Source organism: Mariniradius sediminis (genome assembly GCF_021491425.1).
GTDB classification, from domain to species: domain Bacteria; phylum Bacteroidota; class Bacteroidia; order Cytophagales; family Cyclobacteriaceae; genus Mariniradius; species Mariniradius saccharolyticus.
In genome coordinates this window covers 39931-59978 of the sequence record NZ_JAKEVZ010000018.1, presented here as the reverse complement: position 1 = coordinate 59978, position 20048 = coordinate 39931, and the positions used below count along the sequence as shown (strand labels likewise).

Sequence of the window (20048 nt, the reverse complement as noted above, 5' to 3'; positions counted from 1 at the left end):
GTTTGTAAACGGCGGTGAATGCGAATTTCAGCCGCTATGGACTATGGTCTATCCACTATCGACTTTCTCAATAACCAATAACCCAATAACCAATAACTCAATAACTCCATAACCAATTCCCATGAATCGCCTTTCCCAATCAAAAAGCCCCTATTTGCTCCAACACCAGCATAATCCTGTGGATTGGTATCCTTGGGGAGAGGAGGCTTTGAACAAGGCGCAGCATGAAGACAAGCCAATTCTCGTCAGTATTGGGTATTCGGCCTGCCATTGGTGCCATGTGATGGAGCGGGAGAGTTTTGAGGACGAGGAGACGGCGGACTTGATGAATGCCCACTTTGTCTGTATCAAGATCGACCGAGAGGAAAGGCCCGACCTTGACAATATCTACATGGAAGCGCTGCAGGCAATGGGCGTACAGGGCGGTTGGCCGCTCAATGTATTCCTGATGCCCAATCAGAAGCCTTTTTATGGTGGCACCTATTTCCCCAACAAGCAATGGAAAAACCTCCTCGGCAGTATCGCCAATGCCTACAAAAACCACCATGGGCAATTGCTTGAAAGCGCAGAGGGATTTGGGAGGAGTATCCGCAGATCGGAGCTGGAAAAGTATGGATTAAAAGCCGCCGAAACAGGTTTGGAAAAAGCGGAAATCGAATTGGTATTGGACAAGTTGACTGCACAGTTTGATTTGGAATGGGGCGGAATGAACCGTAAACCCAAGTTTCCGATGCCGGCGATTTGGTTGTTTGTATTGGATGCGGCTTTGCTGGGTAAGGATCAAGAACTGCTCGAAAAGGTATTTTTCACCCTGAAGAAAATCGGTATGGGCGGCATCTATGACCACTTGCGGGGCGGCTGGGCGAGGTATTCTGTGGACGGGGAATGGTTTGCACCACACTTCGAGAAAATGCTTTACGACAACGGACAACTGCTCGAGCTCTATGCCAAGGCCTATCAAGGGAGCGGGGATGAGTTTTTCAAGGAAAAAGTCTTGGAGACGGTCGACTGGATAGATGCCGAGATGCTGCAGTCCGAAGGAGGGTTTTTTGCGGCACAGGATGCTGACTCGGAAGGCGTGGAAGGGAAATTTTACACATGGAAATATGAGGAACTCGAGGCCGTCTTGGGTGAAGACCTGAGTTGGTTCAAGAAGCTCTACAACTTGAAGTACCAAGGCAATTGGGAAGATGGCGTCAATATCCTGTTCCAAACCGAGCCCTATGCGGATCTTGCCGCCGAGATTGGGCTGAGCGAAAAAGCCTATCGGGAACGACTTCAGCAAATCAAGACTAAACTCCTAACGGTGCGCAACCGGCGTATTTATCCAGGATTGGACGACAAGGTTTTGAGCGGATGGAACGGTTTGGCGATCGTGGGTTTGGCGCAGGTTTTTCTGGCAACCGGATCGGAGAAGGCGCTTTCATTGGCCAAGAAAAATGGGAAGTTCCTTTGGGAAAAGATGTTCAAAGGCCAAGTCTTGTACCGGTCCTACAAGGATGGGCAAGCCTACACGCCGGCATTCCTGGAGGATTATGCCGCGGTAATTCGGGGATACATTTCCCTTTACCAAGCGACATTTGAATCTGATTGGCTGCTGAAAGCCAAGGAATTGACGGACTTGGTTTTGGAGCAGTTTTATGATGAGGGGGATGGCTTTTTCTTTTTCAATAATCCCACGGCCGAAAAACTCATTGCCAACAAGAAGGAGCTTTTTGACAACGTCATTCCGGCTTCCAACTCCATCATGGCCAGAAACCTGCAGGATTTGGGTTTGTATTTTTACCAGGAAGAATATCATGCGATCGCAGAACATATGCTGGCGAGCGTAAAAAGGCTGATTTTGACCGAGCCGGGATTTTTGTGCAATTGGGCTTCGCTGATGCTGCACACCTTGGTGCCAAAAGCTGAAGTTGCCGTAGTGGGAACCGGCGCGATCGAAAAGGGAAAAGCGCTTTTGTCCAGCTATCAGCCTAACATGATTTTAGCCTGTTCAGAAACTCCGACGAATATTGTCCCGCTGCTGGAAGGCAAGACGGCGGATTCTGAAGGAAATGCCTTAATTTACGTTTGCTTCAACCGTGCCTGTCAAAGGCCGGTCGCAGCCGTGGCGGATGCCGTCGCACAGTTTCCCACTTTAGTGTAGCAAGACTTTTGGAAAGCCTATTTGGAGATGCATATCCGGTCGGGGAGGACCTCAATCCGCTTTTTGCGGATATCATTTTGCCCGTCCCGATTCCGAGAATGTTTACCTACAAAATCCCCAAGTCCCTTGCAGAAGGGATTGGGATTGGGTACCGCGTTATCGTACAGTTTGGAAAAAAGAAGGTTCTTACCGGAATTGTCGGTAAGGTCCATGCCAAACCTCCCCAGGCTTATGAAGCAAAGCCGATTTTGGATGTGCTCGATGCGCAGGCCACGGTCAATCCACTCCAAATCCGACTGTGGGCTTGGATGGCGGAATACTATTGCTGCCATATCGGCGAAGTGATGAATGCTGCGCTACCCTCGGGATTGAAACTCAGCAGCGAAAGCAAGATCCAGATCAATCCACTTTTTGATCAAGAGACATCAGCATATCCACTTGATGATCGGGAGTTGGTGATTCTGGAGGCCCTTGTACAGCGTGAAAAGATGAGTTACCAAGATTGTGAAAATATCCTGGGAATCAAATCCATACATGGTATTATCAAAAGTCTTGTTGTAAAGGAAGCAATTCTGGTTTTTGAGGAAGTCAAGGATAAATTCAGCCCAAAGGTGGAGAGCAGGGTGAGATTGGTGAAACGCTATGCGGAGGATCGCGATGCATTGGAAGGGCTTTTTGCCAGCATTTCCGGCAAACCGAAGCAGGAGGAAATCCTACTCAAGTACCTCCAGGAAGTTCCCGTATTTCATCAGGTAGCGTTGAATGAGAAAGGTTTGGAGAAATCCATATTCGCCCAAGCCGGACTGTCCCAATCTGCGCTCAAGACCTTGATGAAAAATGGGGTGCTTGAGGAATTCAAGGTTGTGGTCAGCAGATTCCAAGACGAGTTGACTGCTTCCGATCCGATTCAATTGTCCCAAGAACAGGATGCGGCGAAGGCATCGATCAAGCAACAGTTTGAGGAAAAACATACTGTCCTATTGCACGGCATCACGGGAAGCGGAAAGACGGAGATCTACATTACCTTGATCGAGGAGGCCTTGGCAGGTGGTTCGCAGGTCTTGTTGTTGTTGCCCGAGATTGCCTTGACCACGCATATGGTGGATCGACTTCGGAAGGTTTTTGGAGGCAGGATGGGGGTTTTTCATTCCAAGTATTCCGACAACGAACGCGTCGAAGTATGGAATGGAGTCCTGAGTGGGAAAGTTTCCTTTGTCGTAGGTGTACGGTCTTCGATTTTTCTGCCTTTTGATTCCTTGGGTTTGGTGATCGTAGATGAAGAACACGAGTCGTCTTACAAGCAGTTTGATCCCGCACCGAGGTATCAGGCCCGGGATGCAGCCATTATGCTCGCATGGCTGCATCAGGCAAATACGCTTTTGGGTTCTGCAACGCCGTCTTTTGAGTCGTTTTACAATGCAAGGCAAAAAAAATACGGCTACGTCCAACTGAAGAACCGCTACGGCGAAGCGCAGCTTCCGGAGTTTCATTTGGCAGATATCCTAGCGGACAAAAAGAAAAACCTGCTCAAACTCGATTCCACGCGGCTGCTTCGGGAGAAAATCCAAGAGGCCTTGCAGCGGCAGGAGCAAGTCTTGATTTTTCAAAATAGGAGGGGGTATGCCCCCTACATCTGTTGCGAGGATTGTGGATGGATACCGGGTTGCGATCGCTGCGACGTCAGCCTTACCTATCACCAATTTGGGGAGGAAATGCGCTGCCATTACTGTGGTTTTAAGGAAAAAGTCCCCCATACCTGTGCAGCCTGTGGAAGTACCAAGTTGGGGGCAGTCGGATTGGGTACAGAGCGGATAGAAGAAAGTTTGGCCTTGCTTTTTCCCGAGGCTCGGATTGCCAGGATGGATTTGGATACCACAAGGAGCAAGTATGGCTACCAGCGCCTGTTGGAGGATTTTGGAAGTGGCAATGTAGATATTTTGGTCGGGACACAGATGATTACCAAGGGTTTGGACTTTGATCGTGTGACCGTCGTGGGAATTATGGATGCGGATAGGATATTGTATTTCCCGGATTTCCGGGCCGGTGAGCGGGCTTTTCAGCAGATCACGCAGGTCGCAGGGAGGGCAGGCCGAAGGGATAAGAGGGGCAACGTCATTATTCAAACGCGACGGCCGGATGATCAGATTTTTACCCAAATCATGGCGGGCGATTATGTCAATTTCTACCTGCAGGAGATGGGGGAGCGACAGCGTTTTTTTTACCCGCCTTTTGTCAAGATCATCAAAGTCAGCACGCGCCACAAAGAGTACAAAGTGGCTGAAAAAGCTGCCCGACACCTGCACCAATTGATGGCAGAAATTCCAGTGAAGAAAATCATGTTGGGTCCAGAGAAAGGCTTGATCGGAAAAATCAAGGATCAATACATCTTTGAGTCGGTGGCCAAGTTGGATCGTACTTCCCAAGCACAAGCCCAGTTCAAACATGATCTCCAAGCAGCCTTGGAGGAAATGCAGGCGCACAAAGACTTCAAATCGGTGCGGTTTGTGGTGGATGTGGATCCGTATTGAATCTATGACGCTTAATTCAATATCGTCTTTTGAAGTGATATACTACAATATCCTTTGATACGATGATATTTATGTATATCATTTAATTAGAAGATAATTGTAAATATCGTCTTTTTTAACGATATTTGGATATATGATTGCGGTAATCAAAGGAGATATCATCGGTTCAAGAAATCTGGAACATCCGGACAAATGGCTTGCCCCATTGAAACATCTTTTTGCCGATTGGGGCTTAACGACCTGGCAATGGGAGATTGTTTGGGGTGATTTTTTCCAATTTGAGATTACGCAGCCCGAAGAGGCGCTCCATCGTGCCCTGCAAATCAAGGCGCTTGTTAAGCATGTCGCAGCAGATGACCCGCAGCGGAAATCAAGTCCGATAGACGTGCGGATGGCAATTGGAATTGGAGAGAAAACTTATACAGGGGAGCGAATATCGGAAAGCAACGGCCCAGCCTTTGTCTACGCCGGAGAGCGGTTCGAAAAACTCAAAAAAGACCGGGTCAATCTAGGAATTCAAAGTCCGAGCGAAGATTTTGATCGGGAGATCGACCTGTACTTGAAGCTTGCAGGATTGTTTATGGATGAATGGACGATTTCCTCAGCTGAACTTGTCAGCATGGTGCTCAAGCGTCCGGCGGCCAACCAAGAAGCGCTTGGGAATATGCTGGGGATCAAGCAAAACTCTGTAAGTGGCCGCTGGAATAGGGCCAAAGTGGATGAATTGCTGGAAGTCGAGCTGATGTTTAGGCATAAAATCAAGCAGTGTTTCCCATGATTTTGTTGACAAAACTCATTCTTGCGCACCTGATTGGGGATTTCGTTTTGCAGCCTTCTGCATGGGTCGAAAGCAAGCAAAAACGTAAAATCGCATCACCGTACTTATACATTCACTGTTTTCTTCACGGCGTTTTTGCCATGGTCTTGCTTTGGGATTTGGACTATTGGTTACTTGCTGTTTTGGTCGCATTGATCCATGCAGTCATAGACTTACTCAAGCTATATCTTCAGAAGCCGAAAAATGCAGGTTGGTGGTTTTTGGGTGATCAGGCTTTACACCTGGCCAGCCTGTTGGTGTTGTGGATGATTTGGGCGCGGCCCGAAGTGCATTTTTTTGATTGGGTACAAAGCCCTTTACTTTGGCTTTATCTGACGGCTTTCGTGTTTCTGAGTTTCGGAGTTGGATTTGGAATTCAAGTGGTGATGGGAAATTGGACTGCTGACATCCAAAAGGAAAAGAACAAATCGCTCGCGGAAGCGGGTAGATACATTGGTATTTTGGAGCGGCTGTTGACTTTTGTGTTCATCGTGACTGACCACTGGGAGGCGGTCGGATTTCTTTTGGCAGCCAAGTCGGTTTTTCGATTTGGGGATTTGAAGGAATCCAAGGACCGGAAACTCACGGAATATATCCTCATTGGAACTTTACTAAGTTTTGGAATCGCAATATTCACCGGATTGTTGATTTTGAAAATTTCAGCCTACCTTTAAACAGTTCGACTTAACACAGAAATTAAAAAAACCATGACCAAAGACCTTCGCTATCCCATCGGACGCTTCCAAGCTCCAAAGGCCTACAACAAGGAAGAACTAGATTCTTTTATTTACACGATTGAGCGGTTTCCGGGACTATTGGCATCGGAGATCAGCAAGATCATGCGGGTGACTTGGAATAAGCCCTACAGGCCTGAAGGTTGGACAATCAAGCAGGTGGTCCACCATTGTGCGGACAGCCATATGAACAGCTTTATCCGCTTTAAACTTGCGCTTACCGAGGAAAATCCTACGATAAAGCCCTACCACGAGGATAAGTGGGCCGAAATGGAGGACTATTTGAATGTTCCATTGACGCATAGCTTGAAGATTTTGGAGGCACTCCATTTCAGGTGGGTGGTTTTGTTGAAATCAATGACTGAGGAGGACTACAAAAGGACTTTTTTTCATCCTGAGAAGAAGAGGAGCTTGTCACTCTACGAAGCCACGGCCCTCTATGCCTGGCATTGTAAGCACCACTTGGCACATGTCATGTTGGTGACCGATCCTGAATAAAAGGGGGAGTTCTGACCTTCACTGAGATTCGGTACTGATTTTCGGCGTTGTTGGGGGGCGGATGCTTTCTTAAAAAATTTCATTTTTGAGCGGTGAAGGAAGATTCAAGGGATTTTATTACCTTTTTGTCAGCTACTTGATAGATGTATCTCAACCCGCTCCATCAGGTCAGTTGGTAAATGAATCACCGTTATTAGATATATTGTTTTCTGGTTTCCAATGAGATTTGCGATACACAGTATCTTTTTTTGCGGAGTTTTTTTCTTTGGGTTTTCGGCCCGAGGTCAATCCCGGGACAGCTTGACGTTGGAGATGGGCTCAAAGGCTTTTGCACTGGCTTCCCACGCCTCCGATTCTGCACTGTCATTAGGTAGACAAGCATTTGAATTGTCTCGGGAAAGTGACTTTCTGCGAGGCGAGGCAAATGCCGCAAATGCACTGGGTTGGACCTGGATGCACAAAGGGAATTTGGATTCCGCGGTTTTTTACCTTTTGCATGCCAAAAACATTTTCACCCAAGAAAAGCTCGAATTTGATTTGGCGCGCGTAGCGATCAATTTGTCGGAGGTGTACAGTAAGCAGTCGCGGTTTGCGGAGGCATTGGCGTCTGCTTTGGAAGCGGAACGCCTCTCCGAGCAATTGGGAAATATCCCGCTGCTGACCGATACCAAACGTTTGCTCGCCATCCTGTACCGGGAAAAGGGGGAATATGCCAAGTCGGTGGAAAATTTCCAAGCCGCGATCAAAGGCTTCGAAGAACAAAAGGACACGAGAAGGAGCATCAATACGGCGATCAGCCTGAGTATTTTGTTGCGAAAAATGGATCTTCCTGACAGCAGCCTGTCGGTCCTCAACCGCTGCTTAAGGCTGCTAGAACAAGAGGAGAACCTCTACCAAATGGCCATGGTGAGGGAGCATTTGGGAGAGACTTATTTCATGAAAGGGCAAGTGCGGGCTTCCCTTGCGGAATATGAAAAAGCATACGCCTTGTTTGTGAAGTTGGGAAACATGGCAGATGTGGCCTATGAGGCGATGGTCGTGGGAAAAGCCTATGGTTCGTTGGGTGATTTTGGAAAGGCAGAGGAATTTTTGCTGAGGTCCTACCATCTATCTGACAGCCTTGGTCTGCGGAACTACCAGTTCGATGCTTCCAGTGAGCTTTCCCAACTCTATCAGCAAACCCAACAGTGGAAAAAGGCAACGGACCAATTGCAATTGACACTGCAACTCAAAGACACACTGGCCCAAAACATGCAGATTCAAAAGATGTCCGAGTTGACGGCCCAATATGAAAATGAGAAAAAAGAGCAGGAAATCGCGCTGTTGAGATCCAACATGGAGCTGGAAGCGATCAAGTCCCGGCGGCAGCGGCAGCTACAATATTTTCTGTTGGCCCTGATTCCGGTATTGGTTGGGTTTGGTTATTTGATCTTTAATCGGGCCCAGTTGAAGCAAAAACTCCAAGAGCAAACTTTGCGCAACCAGCTTTCAAAAGACCTTCATGATGATATAGGCTCAACCTTGTCGAGTATCAGCATCAACAGCCGCATTGCCTTGATGAAGATGGAGGAGAAGGATTTTGTTGTCAAACAACTGGAGAAAATCCAGCAAAACTCAAAGGCTATTTTGGACAACATGTCCCATATCGTATGGTCGATCAATCCCGCAAACGACAGTCTGGACATGATGGTCTTCAAGATGAAGGATTTTGCTTCTGAGATGCTTGAGCCTTTGGGGATCAATTTCCAGTTTGATGCCGAATCCTTGGACCTCAAGGCAAAAATCAGTCCGGTGGTCAGGAAAAACCTTTACTTGATTTTCAAGGAATCCCTCAACAACGCCTCCAAATACAGCAAGGCAACCGAAATCACAGCCAAGATCACGATTCAAGATGGAGACCTGTTCCTGTTTGTTTCGGACAATGGAAAGGGATTTTCTGTGGAGGATGAGCAACACCGAGGTAATGGATTGAAAAACATGCAGGGACGTGCCGCACAAATCAAGGGAACCTTGACTTTTGAGAGTCTAATCGGGCAAGGGACCCACATCAGGCTGAAAGTACCCTCCCCCCATTGGGGTATTGGTTGAATCAAGAAAGAACGCTACCTTCAAAATCTACTCATGATTCCATGAAGACCAAAATCATCATTTTTGAGGATAATGACTTTCTGAGGGAGGGCATATCGCACCTACTGATGCTCAGGGATGAGTTTGAGGTAGTGGGCAGTTTCTCCAGTGGACTTTTGGCACAAGAGAAAGTAAGGGATTTGAATCCGGATTTGGTTTTGATGGATATTGAAATGCCGGGCGGCAGTGGCGTGGAAGCCGTCAAGGCGATACGTACCCTCAATCAGCGCTGTCAGATTATCATGTTGACCGTATTTGATGACCAAGGACATGTTTTCGAAGCCCTACAGGCTGGGGCAAACGGGTACCTTTTGAAGCGCCACGCTTCGGATCGGTTGATTTCCGCCATTGAGGATGTGCTATCCGGCGGTGCACCCATGAGCCCATCTATTGCACGCTTGGTCATTGAAAATATGCGCAATGCGAGAGCTACCCAAGGATACAACCTTTCCGACCGGGAAAAAGAGATTCTTCGTTCCCTTGCTTTGGGCAACAGCTTCAAGATGATCGCTGGTGATTTGGGAATTAGCCTGGAAACTGTCCGTACCCACATCAAGAAAATCTACGAAAAACTCCATGTCCACTCACAAGTGGAAGCCGTCAGCAAGGCTTTTCAGGAAAAACTGGTATAAAAAAATCACCCTTTTAGGGTATTGTTTCGGGGTGTCGATCCAGGCAACTTAGCAAATAAAAAGGAGCATTCGATTTTTGGTTTTAGAAGCCGATCGAAAAGTCCTTTTCTTTTGTATCAATCCTCATTTTTCAACACACGCGCTATGGATACTGTTAATCATTTAAAAAATCGTAAAACGGTCAAGAGTTTCTGGCATCTAGCCTTCTCACTGTTGGTGGGGTCTTTGTTGTTCGCTTGTGCCGAGGAACAAGACCCAAATAATCCCAACAACAATAATCCCAACAACCCGCCGGTTGCGGCAAAAGTTGAAATCACGGGTACCTCACCTGAGTATGTTTTCTGGGGAGAGGAACTTACCATAAGCGGATCTGGATTCAGTACTAAAGTGGAGGACAATTTTGTTTGGATCAAACAAGAAGTAGCCGCTTTGGGAACTTGCTTGGGAGAGAGTCCTACTGATTCTTTGGGATGGAGAAAAGCGACGATTGTCACAGCAACAGCGACGTCCCTTAAGATCAAGATTCCCTACAAAACTGCCGCGCAAAATGATGGAAAACGGCCATGTGGAGCGATTACACCTAGGGTCTCGGTTACAGTCGGAAAAAGTACTGCAGTTTCTCAGCCTTTGAAATTGATCGGATTGCCGTTCATAAGGGAGATATGTGTGCCCAATTCAGGCTTCAAAGGCGCAGGTGTGATTCCAGGTAAGGATCAGGACAATATTCTGAGTTTGGGGGGATTAGGGCTGTACGCGGATGATGCCGGGATAGACAAAAAATTGAAATTGAGCATCTTGTCAGAGTCGGTTCCGCTAGAGGTATATGAGCAATCTTTGGCGACATGTTCCGGTGCTTTTAAGTTCAGGCTTCCAGCTTCTCTGGCTTCTGGAGAATGTACTCCTGATCCAATTCTTTCCGGGAGATTTGCGCGTAAAGAGGATTTTGTGGTATCTATAGATAATACCTCGATCAAGTCGGAGCCATTCAGCTACCCAGTAGCTTCTGTTCCGGAAATCACCGTGCAGTCTGTTCCTTCCCAGCGGTTTTCATGGTCGAAGGCAGGAAACCCGGAAATTCGGATAAAAGGCATGAATGTTAACTGGTTTTCAGAAGCGAGGTTCTTGGCCGTCGGATCAACTTGTACAACTACTTCCATTTCACCCGTCCCTATCGGTCCTGAGGAAACAGTTGTCACAATTCCGCTGTCAACTATGAAGATTGGGTGTTCATACCAATTGATTATGCGTACCAATTGTGGAACCAGTACTGGCCAACTCGCGACCATCATTATTGATCCCTGATTTTTCACGGAAACACAGAGAAAGACGGCCCGTAAACGCGGGCCGTTTTTTTTTTCATCGACACTTAAACTTGGGGTGGATTTGCCCTGGACTGATCGGGAATTCACTTTTGTGATTGACTTGACATTATATCTTGCAACCTCGATTTGAAAAAAAGCTTCGAATACTTTAATTTTTTCCATAAATTATCCTGAAATTTAGATAGTTAAGAGATTTTTTGAAGATTATGGGTCAAATTTTGGTATGTATGAAAATGAAATCGATTCAAACGATCAGGTATTTGATGGTCGCCATCAACCTTGTTTTCGCGCTTAGTTCCTGTGCTAATCTGCGGGTGATTTCCAAGTATGATTCAGATAACCCCGTTCCAGTAAAAGTCACAAGGGTATCCTATTTCTGGGGATTACAGCAGCCGTTGGACGTGGTCACGGGACCCGATTGCAAGTCCATGTGCCAAGTCAAGGTAAAGACGAATTTTGGACAGGTATTTCTATCCGCGATTACTTTGGGAATCGTTCTTCCCCAGACGATGGAGTATTATTGTTGTGCCACGGAGCCAAAGCCCGGTGAGATAGAACCCTGAAACCTGGTCAAGACCAAAGACAATTAAAGACTTTCCAAACATCGTTCATTTCAAGTTGATTTTTAACCCCTCCCCTCAAAATGACCTATCCCGCTGGAATCAAGCCCTGGAAAATCAAGGATTTTACCAATGCACATGAGAATTTTACCCAACCGCTCGATGAAGACCAGTCGTTTGACATGTTTCTGGATGACCCAAGTTGGCAGGCCTTGAACCAACTTTCGCAGTACAACAAATGCACGGAAAATTTTCAATGGATCATCCAACAGGCGCTTGAGAAAAGCATGAATCTAAGGGCAATGGGTAGCGGTTGGTCATTTAGCAAGGTTGCGGTAAGCGAGGATTCGATCATCAACACCAAACGACTTCGGCACAAGTTTGCCTTGGGTCCTGATAATTTTGACCCTGATTTTCTGGCAAAAGGCGGAAGACCGGACAATTTTCGGTTTCTCCAGTGCGGCAATACCATCATCAACATCAATGAATATCTTGAAAAGCAGAGCAATCCGCCCAAATCCTTGATGGTCAGCGGCGGTAGTAATGGACAAACCATCGTCGGTGCGTTTTCTACCGGAACCCATGGGGCGGCTGTGTTCAAAGGAGCATTGCCTGAAATGGTTGTAGGTATGCACGTGATTACCGGGCCAGACAGGCATTTTTATGTGGAAAGAGCCAGTAGGAAAGTTGCCTCCGAAGCTTTTCACCAGAAACTGAAGACGCAGGCTATCCTTGATGATGACCTGTTCAATGCCATTTTGGTGAGTTTTGGGAGTTTTAGCATCATCCACGGTGTGTTGGTCGAGGTGGAGGACAAATTTCTCCTGGAGCAGAAGCTCAATCGGGTGCCTTTTGACCAAGACATGATGGATGCAGTGACAGCCAGTGATTTTTCCAAGATCAATTATCGACTCAAATACCCTTGGAATGATCCGGATCATCACCTTTACCATTTCGAATTGGCCATCAATCCCCATGACTTTGAGTTTCACAATCCCGACAAGGGGGCCTATATGCGGACCATGTTCAAAGTCAAGTACAGGGATGACTATACGCCGATCGATACGGTGACGGAAGGGTATACCTATGGGGACGAGACGCTTGGTATTATGCAGTCTATTTTGGATCGCATCAAGGCCTATGCGGGTTTTTTGAATAGATTGCTTGTGCCTCAACTTGTCAATTCCCTATTCAATTTGGCCTACAGCAGGCCTGAGGATCAGACAGGCACTATCGCTGAGACCTTTAAGAATACGCGTTTTCGCGGACAGCTTTTTAGTGCCGGGGTTTGTTTGGATCGAAAGGATATCGTGCGCACCATTGAAATCTGCTTGGAAATCAACAAAGACATCAAGTTGGCGGGCGTGTTGGCTTTTCGTTTTGTCAAGGGATGTCGATCTACGTTGGCCTTTACCCGCTTTCCGGAATCAGTCGTGATGGAATTGGATGGTGTGGACGCGGCGATCAACCATCAGTTTTTCAAGTTGTTGTTGGATCAAATGCAACAGGAGGGAATTCCATACACCGTACATTGGGGGAAAGTCAATCGACTTCTGGACAAGGACAGGGTCAATTACATGTATGGTCCCGAAAGAATCGAAGCCTGGAAAAAACAACGCTCCCGGGTTATGGCCCGGGAGGTGCAGCAGCTTTTCAACAATGAGTTTATGCAGCAATGTGGGTTGGATACTTATGTGCCTTTTCCCTGAAAACTGATTGAACCGATCGAATTCAGGTGAAAACGATGTATCTCAAATCCTGTGTCTCAAATCTCGTTACCTAAATCCATCATTTATCTCCTTCAACGCTTCATCGCCAGGGCAAAGGTCTTCTTCCTTCAATTTATTCAATGGTGTTTGATGGGTATTGAGCGTGCCGTGGAGGTCGTTCCACTCCGTATTGACATAGAGTAGTCCGGTCAGGATTTCATTCTTTGACCTTGCCTGTTGGAGTGCGTTCACTGCTGAAATGCGATCCTCCGGGTCCCAATCGTTTGCCAGCTTGTTGAGTTGGATCAAGGTGCCATCATGCATGGCTACGCGGGTAGATTTGCCCTCATCGTATTTGGTTTTGATTTCAGGCATTTCCGGGACAAAGTCCAAGCTGGATGTTGCTTCGATATGTTCACGGACGTAGTCGTATGATTTGGTAGAGCCGGGGTTGTTGTTGAACGTCACGCAGGGCGAAATCACGTTGAGGAATGCAAAACCTTTGTGATGGAGTGCGGCTTTGATCAAGGGTACCAACTGAAGCTTGTCACCGCTGAAGCTTTGGGCAACGAAGGATGCGCCCAGTTCTATTGCCAAACTCGCCAAGTCGATTGCTTGAAATGGATTGATACTGCCTGCTTTGCTTTTGGAACCCTGGTCGGCGGTGGCGGAGTCTTGCCCTTTTGTCAGGCCATAGCAGCCATTGTTCATCACAATGTACACCATGTTGAGATTACGCCGGATCACATGGACCAATTGTCCCATACCAATGGAAGCAGAATCACCATCACCCGATACCCCGAAATACACCATGTCTTTGTTGGCCATGTTGGCACCGGTCGCTACGGATGGCATTCTCCCGTGCACGGAGTTGAAGCCGTGCGAATTGCCGAGAAAATAGGTCGGGGTTTTTGAGGAACATCCAATTCCCGAGATTTTGGCGACTTTGTGCGGTTCGATGGAAAGCTCAAAACAGGCTTGGACAATTGCCGCCGATATGCTGTCATGGCCGCAGCCGGCACAAAGTGTGGAGAGCGAACCCTCGTATTCCTTGAGCGTGTAGCCCAGTTTGTTTTTTGGGAGTTTCGGGTGTCTAAACAGTGGTTTCAGATAGCTCATGGTGCAGGTTGGAGGCTTGGTGAAGGTGTTTTTTGATTTGGTTTTTGATCGCGTCAGCCGTGATGGGCATGCCATCATAGTTGAGAATCGGTATCAATGTGGACGGATTGGTTTCCAATTCATTGATCATCATCTTACGCATTTGGCCATCCCGGTTTTGTTCTATGACAAAGATGACGCGGTGGCTTTGGACAAAGTCCACGACTTCCTTTCCAAAGGGGAATGCCTTGATCCGGATTGCATCAAGTGTTATTCCTTCTTCTTGGAGCAGGTCTTTGGCTTCCTCTGCGGAAAATTGGGATGTGCCGAAGAATAGCATGCCGAGCTCGGATTGCTGGTTTTCTTGGTACAACTGGGCTGCAGGCACAATTTTCTTGGCTGTTTCCCATTTGACCAAAAGCCGATCCATGTTGCGTTTGTAGGCCGCGCCATCTTCGGTATAGGCCGCGTATTCATCGCGGGAGGTACCTCTTGTGAAGAACGAACCCTTGGTCGGGTGGGTACCCGGATAGGTGCGATAGGGAATGCCATCTCCGTCTACGTCCAGGTATCGACCAAATTTGCCGATGTGTTCCAATTCCTCCGCGGAGAGTACTTTACCACGATCGTACTTCTTGTTTTCATCCCAATGAAACGGTTCCGACACATGGTCGTTCATGCCCAGATCCAAATCGGTCATCACCATGATGGGTGTTTGGAGCCTTTCGGCCAAGTCAAAGCTTTGAGCGGTCATATCAAAGCACTCCTTAGGCGTGGATGGTAGCAAAAGCACATGCTTGGTGTCTCCGTGGGACGCATATGCCGCCAATAGCAAATCCGACTGTTGGGTTCGTGTTGGCATACCGGTGCTCGGCCCCGCACGCTGCACATCAATCAGGACGGCGGGAACCTCGGCAAAATATGCGAGGCCCAAAAACTCATTCATCAATGAGACTCCCGGTCCACTTGTTGCCGTGAAACCACGTGCTCCGTTCCAATTGGCCCCAATGACCATTCCCATTGCTGCCAACTCGTCCTCAGCCTGCACGATTGCATATTTGTGGGTTCCCGTATCGGGGTCAATGCGATAAACTTTACAATAATCCTCAAACGCCTCTGCCACCGAGGTAGAAGGTGTGATCGGATACCAGGCCATCACCGTTGCTCCCCCGAATACTGCCCCGAGGCCGCAAGCGGTATTGCCATCGACAAGGATTTTATCTTTTATCAGGTCGCGTTTCTCAAGAAAAAACGGCAGGGGATAGGTGAAATTCTCCTCTACATAAGTTCTTCCCAAGCGAAGCGCCTCCATATTGGCCTCAACCAATTGCGCTTTTCCGTCGAATTGCTCAGCGATGAGCTTTTCCAGCTCGGACATATCGATTTGAAGCAATCGTGAAAGGGCACCGACGTAGATGATGTTTTTAAGCAATTGCCGTTTTCTGGGATCGGAAAATGCCTCGTTGGCCATTTCCATCATGGGAATGCCGAGGTAATTTACATCTTCCCGGAAAAGTGGCGGTGCAAGTCGCTTGGTGCTGTCATAGATAAAGTAACCTCCTGATTTGACGTTTTTCACATCTTGTGCCATACTTTGGGGATTGACGCTGACCATTAGATCCACACCTTCACGACGCCCCAGGTAACCTTTTTCGCTCACCCGTACTTCATACCAGGTTGGAAGACCTTGGATATTGGAGGGGAAAATGTTTTTTGGAGTAACTGGTATGCCCATCCGAAAGATGGATTTTGCAAAAAGGTAATTTGCACTGGCAGAGCCCGTTCCGTTGACATTTGCAAAACGGACTATAAGATCGTTGACGCTGTTCTTCATTTTTGGATGGCTGGTAGGGGTGAGGGCATTTGGTAGGCTTTGGTGACCGAGTAGAAATACTTCTGCATATCCCAAGCGGAGGTTGGACACCTTTCGGCACAAAGGCCACAGTGCAAGCAGACGTCCTCGTCCTTGACCATCACCCGTCCCGTTTTAAGTTCCTTGGATACCAATAGGTCTTGGCTGAGGTTTTCGGCGGGTACAAGGAGATTTTGACGAAGTTCGGGTTCTTCAGCATTTGCCGTAAACGTGATGCAAGAGGTAGGGCAAACGTCCATGCAAGCATCACATTCTATACATCGGTCGGCTGTAAACACCGTCTGCACGTCACAATTTAGGCAACGCTGGGTTTCTTTGTAGGCTGTGGGAACATCGAATCCCAATTCCACCTCTTTCTTCCTGTCCTTGAGCGTAACGGACTTTTTGGCCTGTGGCACGATGTATCGCTGGTCAATAGTCACGGCGCTGTCGTAGCTCCACTCGTGGATTCCCATTTTTTGGCTGATGAGATTCGTGTAGGGAGATGGACGGTCGAGTAGGTCTTTTCCTTCGCAGAAAAGGTGAATCGACACCGCCGCCTGGTGTCCCTGCGCCACCGCGGTGATGACGTTTTTGGGTCCAAAAGCTGCGTCCCCGCCAAAGAAGACCTTTGGCAATGTAGATTGGAATGTCTTCTCATTGACTACAGGCATGCCCCATTGGTCAAAATCCAGCCCGATGTTCCGGTCAATCCACGGGAAACTATTCTCCTGACCGATCGCGATCAATACCTCATCTGCTTCGATAAAGACTTCCGGTTCATCCGTCGGTAATAATTGCCTTTTCCCGTTTTCGTCATATACAGGTCGGACTTTCTGGAATTTCATGCCGATCAATTTCCCATCCTCCACTTCAAAACTGAGCGGTACATGGTTGTCGATGATTTGGATATCTTCGTGCAATGCATCCTCCTTTTCCCATGGAGAGGCTTTCATTTCATCGAATGGGCTTCTGACAACGACTTTGACGTCCTTTCCGCCCAATCGCCGGGATGTTCGGCAGCAGTCCATGGCGGTATTTCCTCCACCCAAAACAATGACTTTTTTGGAAATGGACTTGATATGGTCGAAAGCCACATTGGCCAGCCATTCTATGCCGATATGGATGAATTTATCCCCTTCTTTTCTGCCAGGCAGTTTTGGCAAATCCCTACCCTTTGGAGCGCCGGTTCCGACAAAAACCGCATCATATCCGCCCTCCAGGACGTCTTTGAGGCTGTTTACATAGGTGAGGAATTGCGTGTGGATGCCGAGATCCAAAATGTAATTCACCTCCTCATTCAATACCTCCTCGGGTAGCCTGAAGGATGGAATTTGGCTGCGCATCATGCCACCGCCTGCCGGTTGTTCGTCAAATAGATGGACTTCGTAGCCCAAGGGTGCCAAATCCCTCGCTACAGTCAGGGATGCAGGACCGCCGCCAATCAAAGCGACTTTCTTGCCATTTGGTTGGAATGGGCCTTGTGGCATGTAATTCTTCACGTCGCCTTTGTTGTCTGCGGCGACTCTTTTCAAGCGACAAATTGCTACCGGCTCTTCTTCAACACGCACCCGACGGCAAGCCGGCTCGCAAGGCCGGTCACAAGTTCGGCCAAGGACTCCTGGAAACACGTTTGATTCCCAGTTGACCATATAGGCCTCGGTGTATTTTTCGGCTGCAATGAGGCGGATGTATTCGGGAACTGGCGTATGGGCGGGACAAGCGTATTGGCAATCCACCACTTTGTGGTAATACTCGGGATCTTTGGTATTCGTAGGTTTCATCATGGTTGTTTTGGGCAAAATCCACCCGAACTATATCGGATGCAACGTTTTTTAAATCTACTAAATTTCAAAATTCAATAAAGACCAATCAGATGAAAAATATCTGTTTATATGGAAAATTACGTTTTGTACAGAATGATCTTGCTTTTGGGTGTGAATATGTTTGAAAAAAAGACAGAATGCTTTTCAGCTAAACAGTTCTACTGACGCCAATAGGTTTCCGATTGTATAGGAAACTCCCCAAGGATTTCGGATCCTTGGGGAGTAAAGGAATAGCCAAATCAATAAGCTCCCTTCACCTTCATTTTCAAAGTGTAGACAGAACCCATCGCGGTGATAAAGAGCGTTTTTCGGTCCTTGCCGCCAAACACCACATTGGCTGTCCATCGTTCTTCAATGGGGATTTGGGCGATTTGCTCTCCCTTCGGATTGAATACGGTCACGCCTTTGCCGGTGAGGTAGATGTTGCCTTTTGTGTCAATTGTCATCCCATCTGAACCGAGTTCGGCAAAAAGCTGCTTGTTGGCGAGGCTGCCGTCGGACAGGATGTCAAAGGAATAGGTCTTGCCTGCGCCGATATCGGCTACATATAATTTTTTACCGTCAGGCGTGCCTATGATGCCATTGGGTTTGGTTAAATCATCGGCGACTCTTGTAAATGTCTTTCGATCGGCAGAAAGCATATACACATGTTCGCCATCCTGCTGCATTTCTGGGCTGCGTTTCCACCAAGCCCTTTTATAAAGTGGATCTGTGACGTACATCGTGCCGTTGGGAGCGATCCAAACGTCGTTCGGTCCGTTCAGCTTTTTTCCTTGGTAGTCTGTGACCAAAACCTCGGTTTTTCCGTCCGGACCTATCGCCAAAAGTTCGTTTTCCAAATCAGCACAGGAGATCAGCATACCATTTTTATCGAAATAGGTACCGTTTGAGCGGCTGGTATTTTCCATGAAAAGGCTGACCTTTCCGTCTTTCGCCGACCACTTGTGGATATGGTCATTGGGTTGGTCGGTGAAGTACACGTCACCGTTTTTGGCAACTGCTGGACCCTCCGTAAAGTTGAAGCCATCAGCCGCTTTTTCCACTTTCGCGCCTTTGGCTACGATGGAAGTTTTGTCTTCGATTTGGGCAAAGGATCCTGAAGCAAGCAAAAGGCCGGCAAGGCAAATCGGGAGTAATTGGTGTTTTTTCATGCTGGGTTTATTTTAAGGTGTGAGAAATTCAGCCCAAAGGGGGAAATGGTCGGAAATCCGAAAGGATAGCTCCTGCAATGTATGGGTTCTGTTTGTGAGGAGCTTATCCCGAAAATCAACAATTCCGCCGCCATTGTATTGCAGTGAAGTGTTATTTTTAAACCAAGAAATCTGGTCGTAATAGGTGGTGGATTTTTTGAATATCGTCCTCGCGTGCGGGTCCAAGTCGGGTGGTATGTGCAATCCCGTCGAAAGAAATGCCTGTAGCGTCGGGTCGTGTCCACGCTCCAGGTTGAAATCCCCTAAGGTAATCATGCTGTGATTCCACGAATTCATTTCTTCTGCCCAGCCTTTGATCCAGTCGGCGATGGCCTGTATTTCGGCGACACGGTCAGCAGATTTTTTTCCAAACAACACATGCAGCGTCAAAAGCACAAAGGTATGATTGGCGACCTGAAAGCTCACCGCATAGGGAGTTCGGGCAAATTGGCGTTGGAGGGCATCTGCATTGATCGCTTTGTTTTTTTCCAATTCATCGTCCGGAATGACGATTTCACAGGCAAGACCTGAGAGTTTCACCTTTCTATTGTCAAAAATAAAGGCGAGTCGCTCATTGTTGCCCTTGTCTCCTTTGGTCACGTCGGTCATGAGGAAACTCCAATTCGGCCCAAGTAATCTCATTGCTTCCCGGAGGCATTTGAATTTTCCTCGGACTTCTTGTACGGCGATGATGTCAAATCTCCGCAGGATTTCGACAATGCACAGCAAGGAATGCATGTCCCGCTTTGGGGAATCGTTTGGTTCTGACTCCCATTTCATCGTCAGACCACCAAACATGCGGATGTTCCATGCACATATCAGGACATTTTGGTCCAATTTTTTGGCGGGAAGACTTTGGTCTAAAAATCCTTTGAGTCCAATAAGGTCGTCTTTGACCTCCTTTGGGGCGGTGGCGGGGTCAATATTCATCGAAAGCGTAGAAAGTAGGCAAGGTATGCTTGAAAATAGTGAAGGCTTGTTATTTTTGGATGAACCCAATTTAATCCTT

At 47.6% G+C, this 20048-nt stretch carries 15 protein-coding genes; 10 read left to right on the top strand and 5 right to left on the bottom strand.

Going from position 1 to position 20048, the window contains the following annotated elements; all coding sequences use genetic code 11:
* The first annotated feature begins 121 nt into the window (after positions 1–121).
* From L0U89_RS18210 to L0U89_RS18165, 10 genes are all read left to right on the top strand, one after another.
* Entirely contained in the window at positions 122–2146 is a 2025-nt protein-coding gene (locus tag L0U89_RS18210; protein WP_234862830.1) for a thioredoxin domain-containing protein, read from the top strand.
* An 8-nt stretch (positions 2147–2154) separates the two neighbouring features.
* Complete coding sequence (gene priA / locus L0U89_RS18205) at positions 2155–4674, top strand: replication restart helicase PriA (RefSeq protein WP_234862829.1); 2520 nt, start codon at positions 2155–2157, stop codon at positions 4672–4674.
* Positions 4675–4807: 133 nt separating this feature from the next.
* Positions 4808–5452 carry a hypothetical protein gene (locus tag L0U89_RS18200; protein ID WP_234862828.1) on the top strand — a complete coding sequence of 215 codons (645 nt, stop codon included), beginning with the start codon at positions 4808–4810 and terminating at the stop codon, positions 5450–5452.
* A complete protein-coding gene (locus tag L0U89_RS18195) occupies positions 5449–6165 on the top strand; it encodes a DUF3307 domain-containing protein (RefSeq protein ID WP_234862827.1) in 717 nt (238 codons plus the stop codon). The genes L0U89_RS18200 and L0U89_RS18195 overlap by 4 nt, the downstream gene beginning before the upstream one ends.
* Before the next feature lie 33 nt (positions 6166–6198).
* On the top strand, positions 6199–6723 hold the full coding sequence (locus L0U89_RS18190; RefSeq protein WP_234862826.1) for a YfiT family bacillithiol transferase: 525 nt from the start codon (positions 6199–6201) through the stop codon (positions 6721–6723).
* Between the two features lie 300 nt (positions 6724–7023).
* Complete coding sequence (locus L0U89_RS18185) at positions 7024–8811, top strand: tetratricopeptide repeat-containing sensor histidine kinase (protein ID WP_234862825.1); 1788 nt, start codon at positions 7024–7026, stop codon at positions 8809–8811.
* 41 nt (positions 8812–8852) lie between these two features.
* A complete protein-coding gene (locus tag L0U89_RS18180; RefSeq protein ID WP_234862824.1) occupies positions 8853–9482 on the top strand; it encodes a response regulator in 630 nt (209 codons plus the stop codon).
* A gap of 144 nt (positions 9483–9626) precedes the next feature.
* Positions 9627–10784 (top strand): hypothetical protein, encoded by a 1158-nt coding sequence (locus L0U89_RS18175; RefSeq protein WP_234862823.1) that lies wholly within the window; start codon positions 9627–9629, stop codon positions 10782–10784.
* Between the two features lie 247 nt (positions 10785–11031).
* A complete protein-coding gene (locus L0U89_RS18170; RefSeq protein ID WP_234862822.1) occupies positions 11032–11367 on the top strand; it encodes a Bor family protein in 336 nt (111 codons plus the stop codon).
* A gap of 80 nt (positions 11368–11447) precedes the next feature.
* On the top strand, positions 11448–13073 hold the full coding sequence (locus L0U89_RS18165) for an FAD-binding oxidoreductase (protein WP_234862821.1): 1626 nt from the start codon (positions 11448–11450) through the stop codon (positions 13071–13073).
* 66 nt (positions 13074–13139) lie between these two features.
* On the opposite strand, the gene L0U89_RS18160 is transcribed toward L0U89_RS18165, so the two are convergent.
* The 5 genes from L0U89_RS18160 to L0U89_RS18140 form a co-directional block, all read right to left on the bottom strand.
* Positions 13140–14192, bottom strand: coding sequence for a 2-oxoacid:ferredoxin oxidoreductase subunit beta (locus L0U89_RS18160; protein ID WP_234862820.1), 1053 nt, complete (start codon positions 14190–14192; stop codon positions 13140–13142).
* Entirely contained in the window at positions 14167–16005 is a 1839-nt protein-coding gene (locus L0U89_RS18155; RefSeq protein ID WP_234862819.1) for a 2-oxoacid:acceptor oxidoreductase subunit alpha, read from the bottom strand. The genes L0U89_RS18160 and L0U89_RS18155 overlap by 26 nt, the downstream gene beginning before the upstream one ends.
* Positions 16002–17807 carry an FAD-dependent oxidoreductase gene (locus L0U89_RS18150; protein ID WP_234862840.1) on the bottom strand — a complete coding sequence of 602 codons (1806 nt, stop codon included), beginning with the start codon at positions 17805–17807 and terminating at the stop codon, positions 16002–16004. Before L0U89_RS18150 ends, L0U89_RS18155 begins: the two co-directional genes overlap by 4 nt.
* Positions 17808–18088: 281 nt before the next feature.
* Positions 18089–19000, bottom strand: coding sequence for an SMP-30/gluconolactonase/LRE family protein (locus tag L0U89_RS18145; RefSeq protein WP_234862818.1), 912 nt, complete (start codon positions 18998–19000; stop codon positions 18089–18091).
* Between the two features lie 12 nt (positions 19001–19012).
* A complete protein-coding gene (locus tag L0U89_RS18140) occupies positions 19013–19969 on the bottom strand; it encodes an endonuclease/exonuclease/phosphatase family protein (RefSeq protein WP_234862817.1) in 957 nt (318 codons plus the stop codon).
* Positions 19970–20048 lie beyond the last annotated feature (79 nt).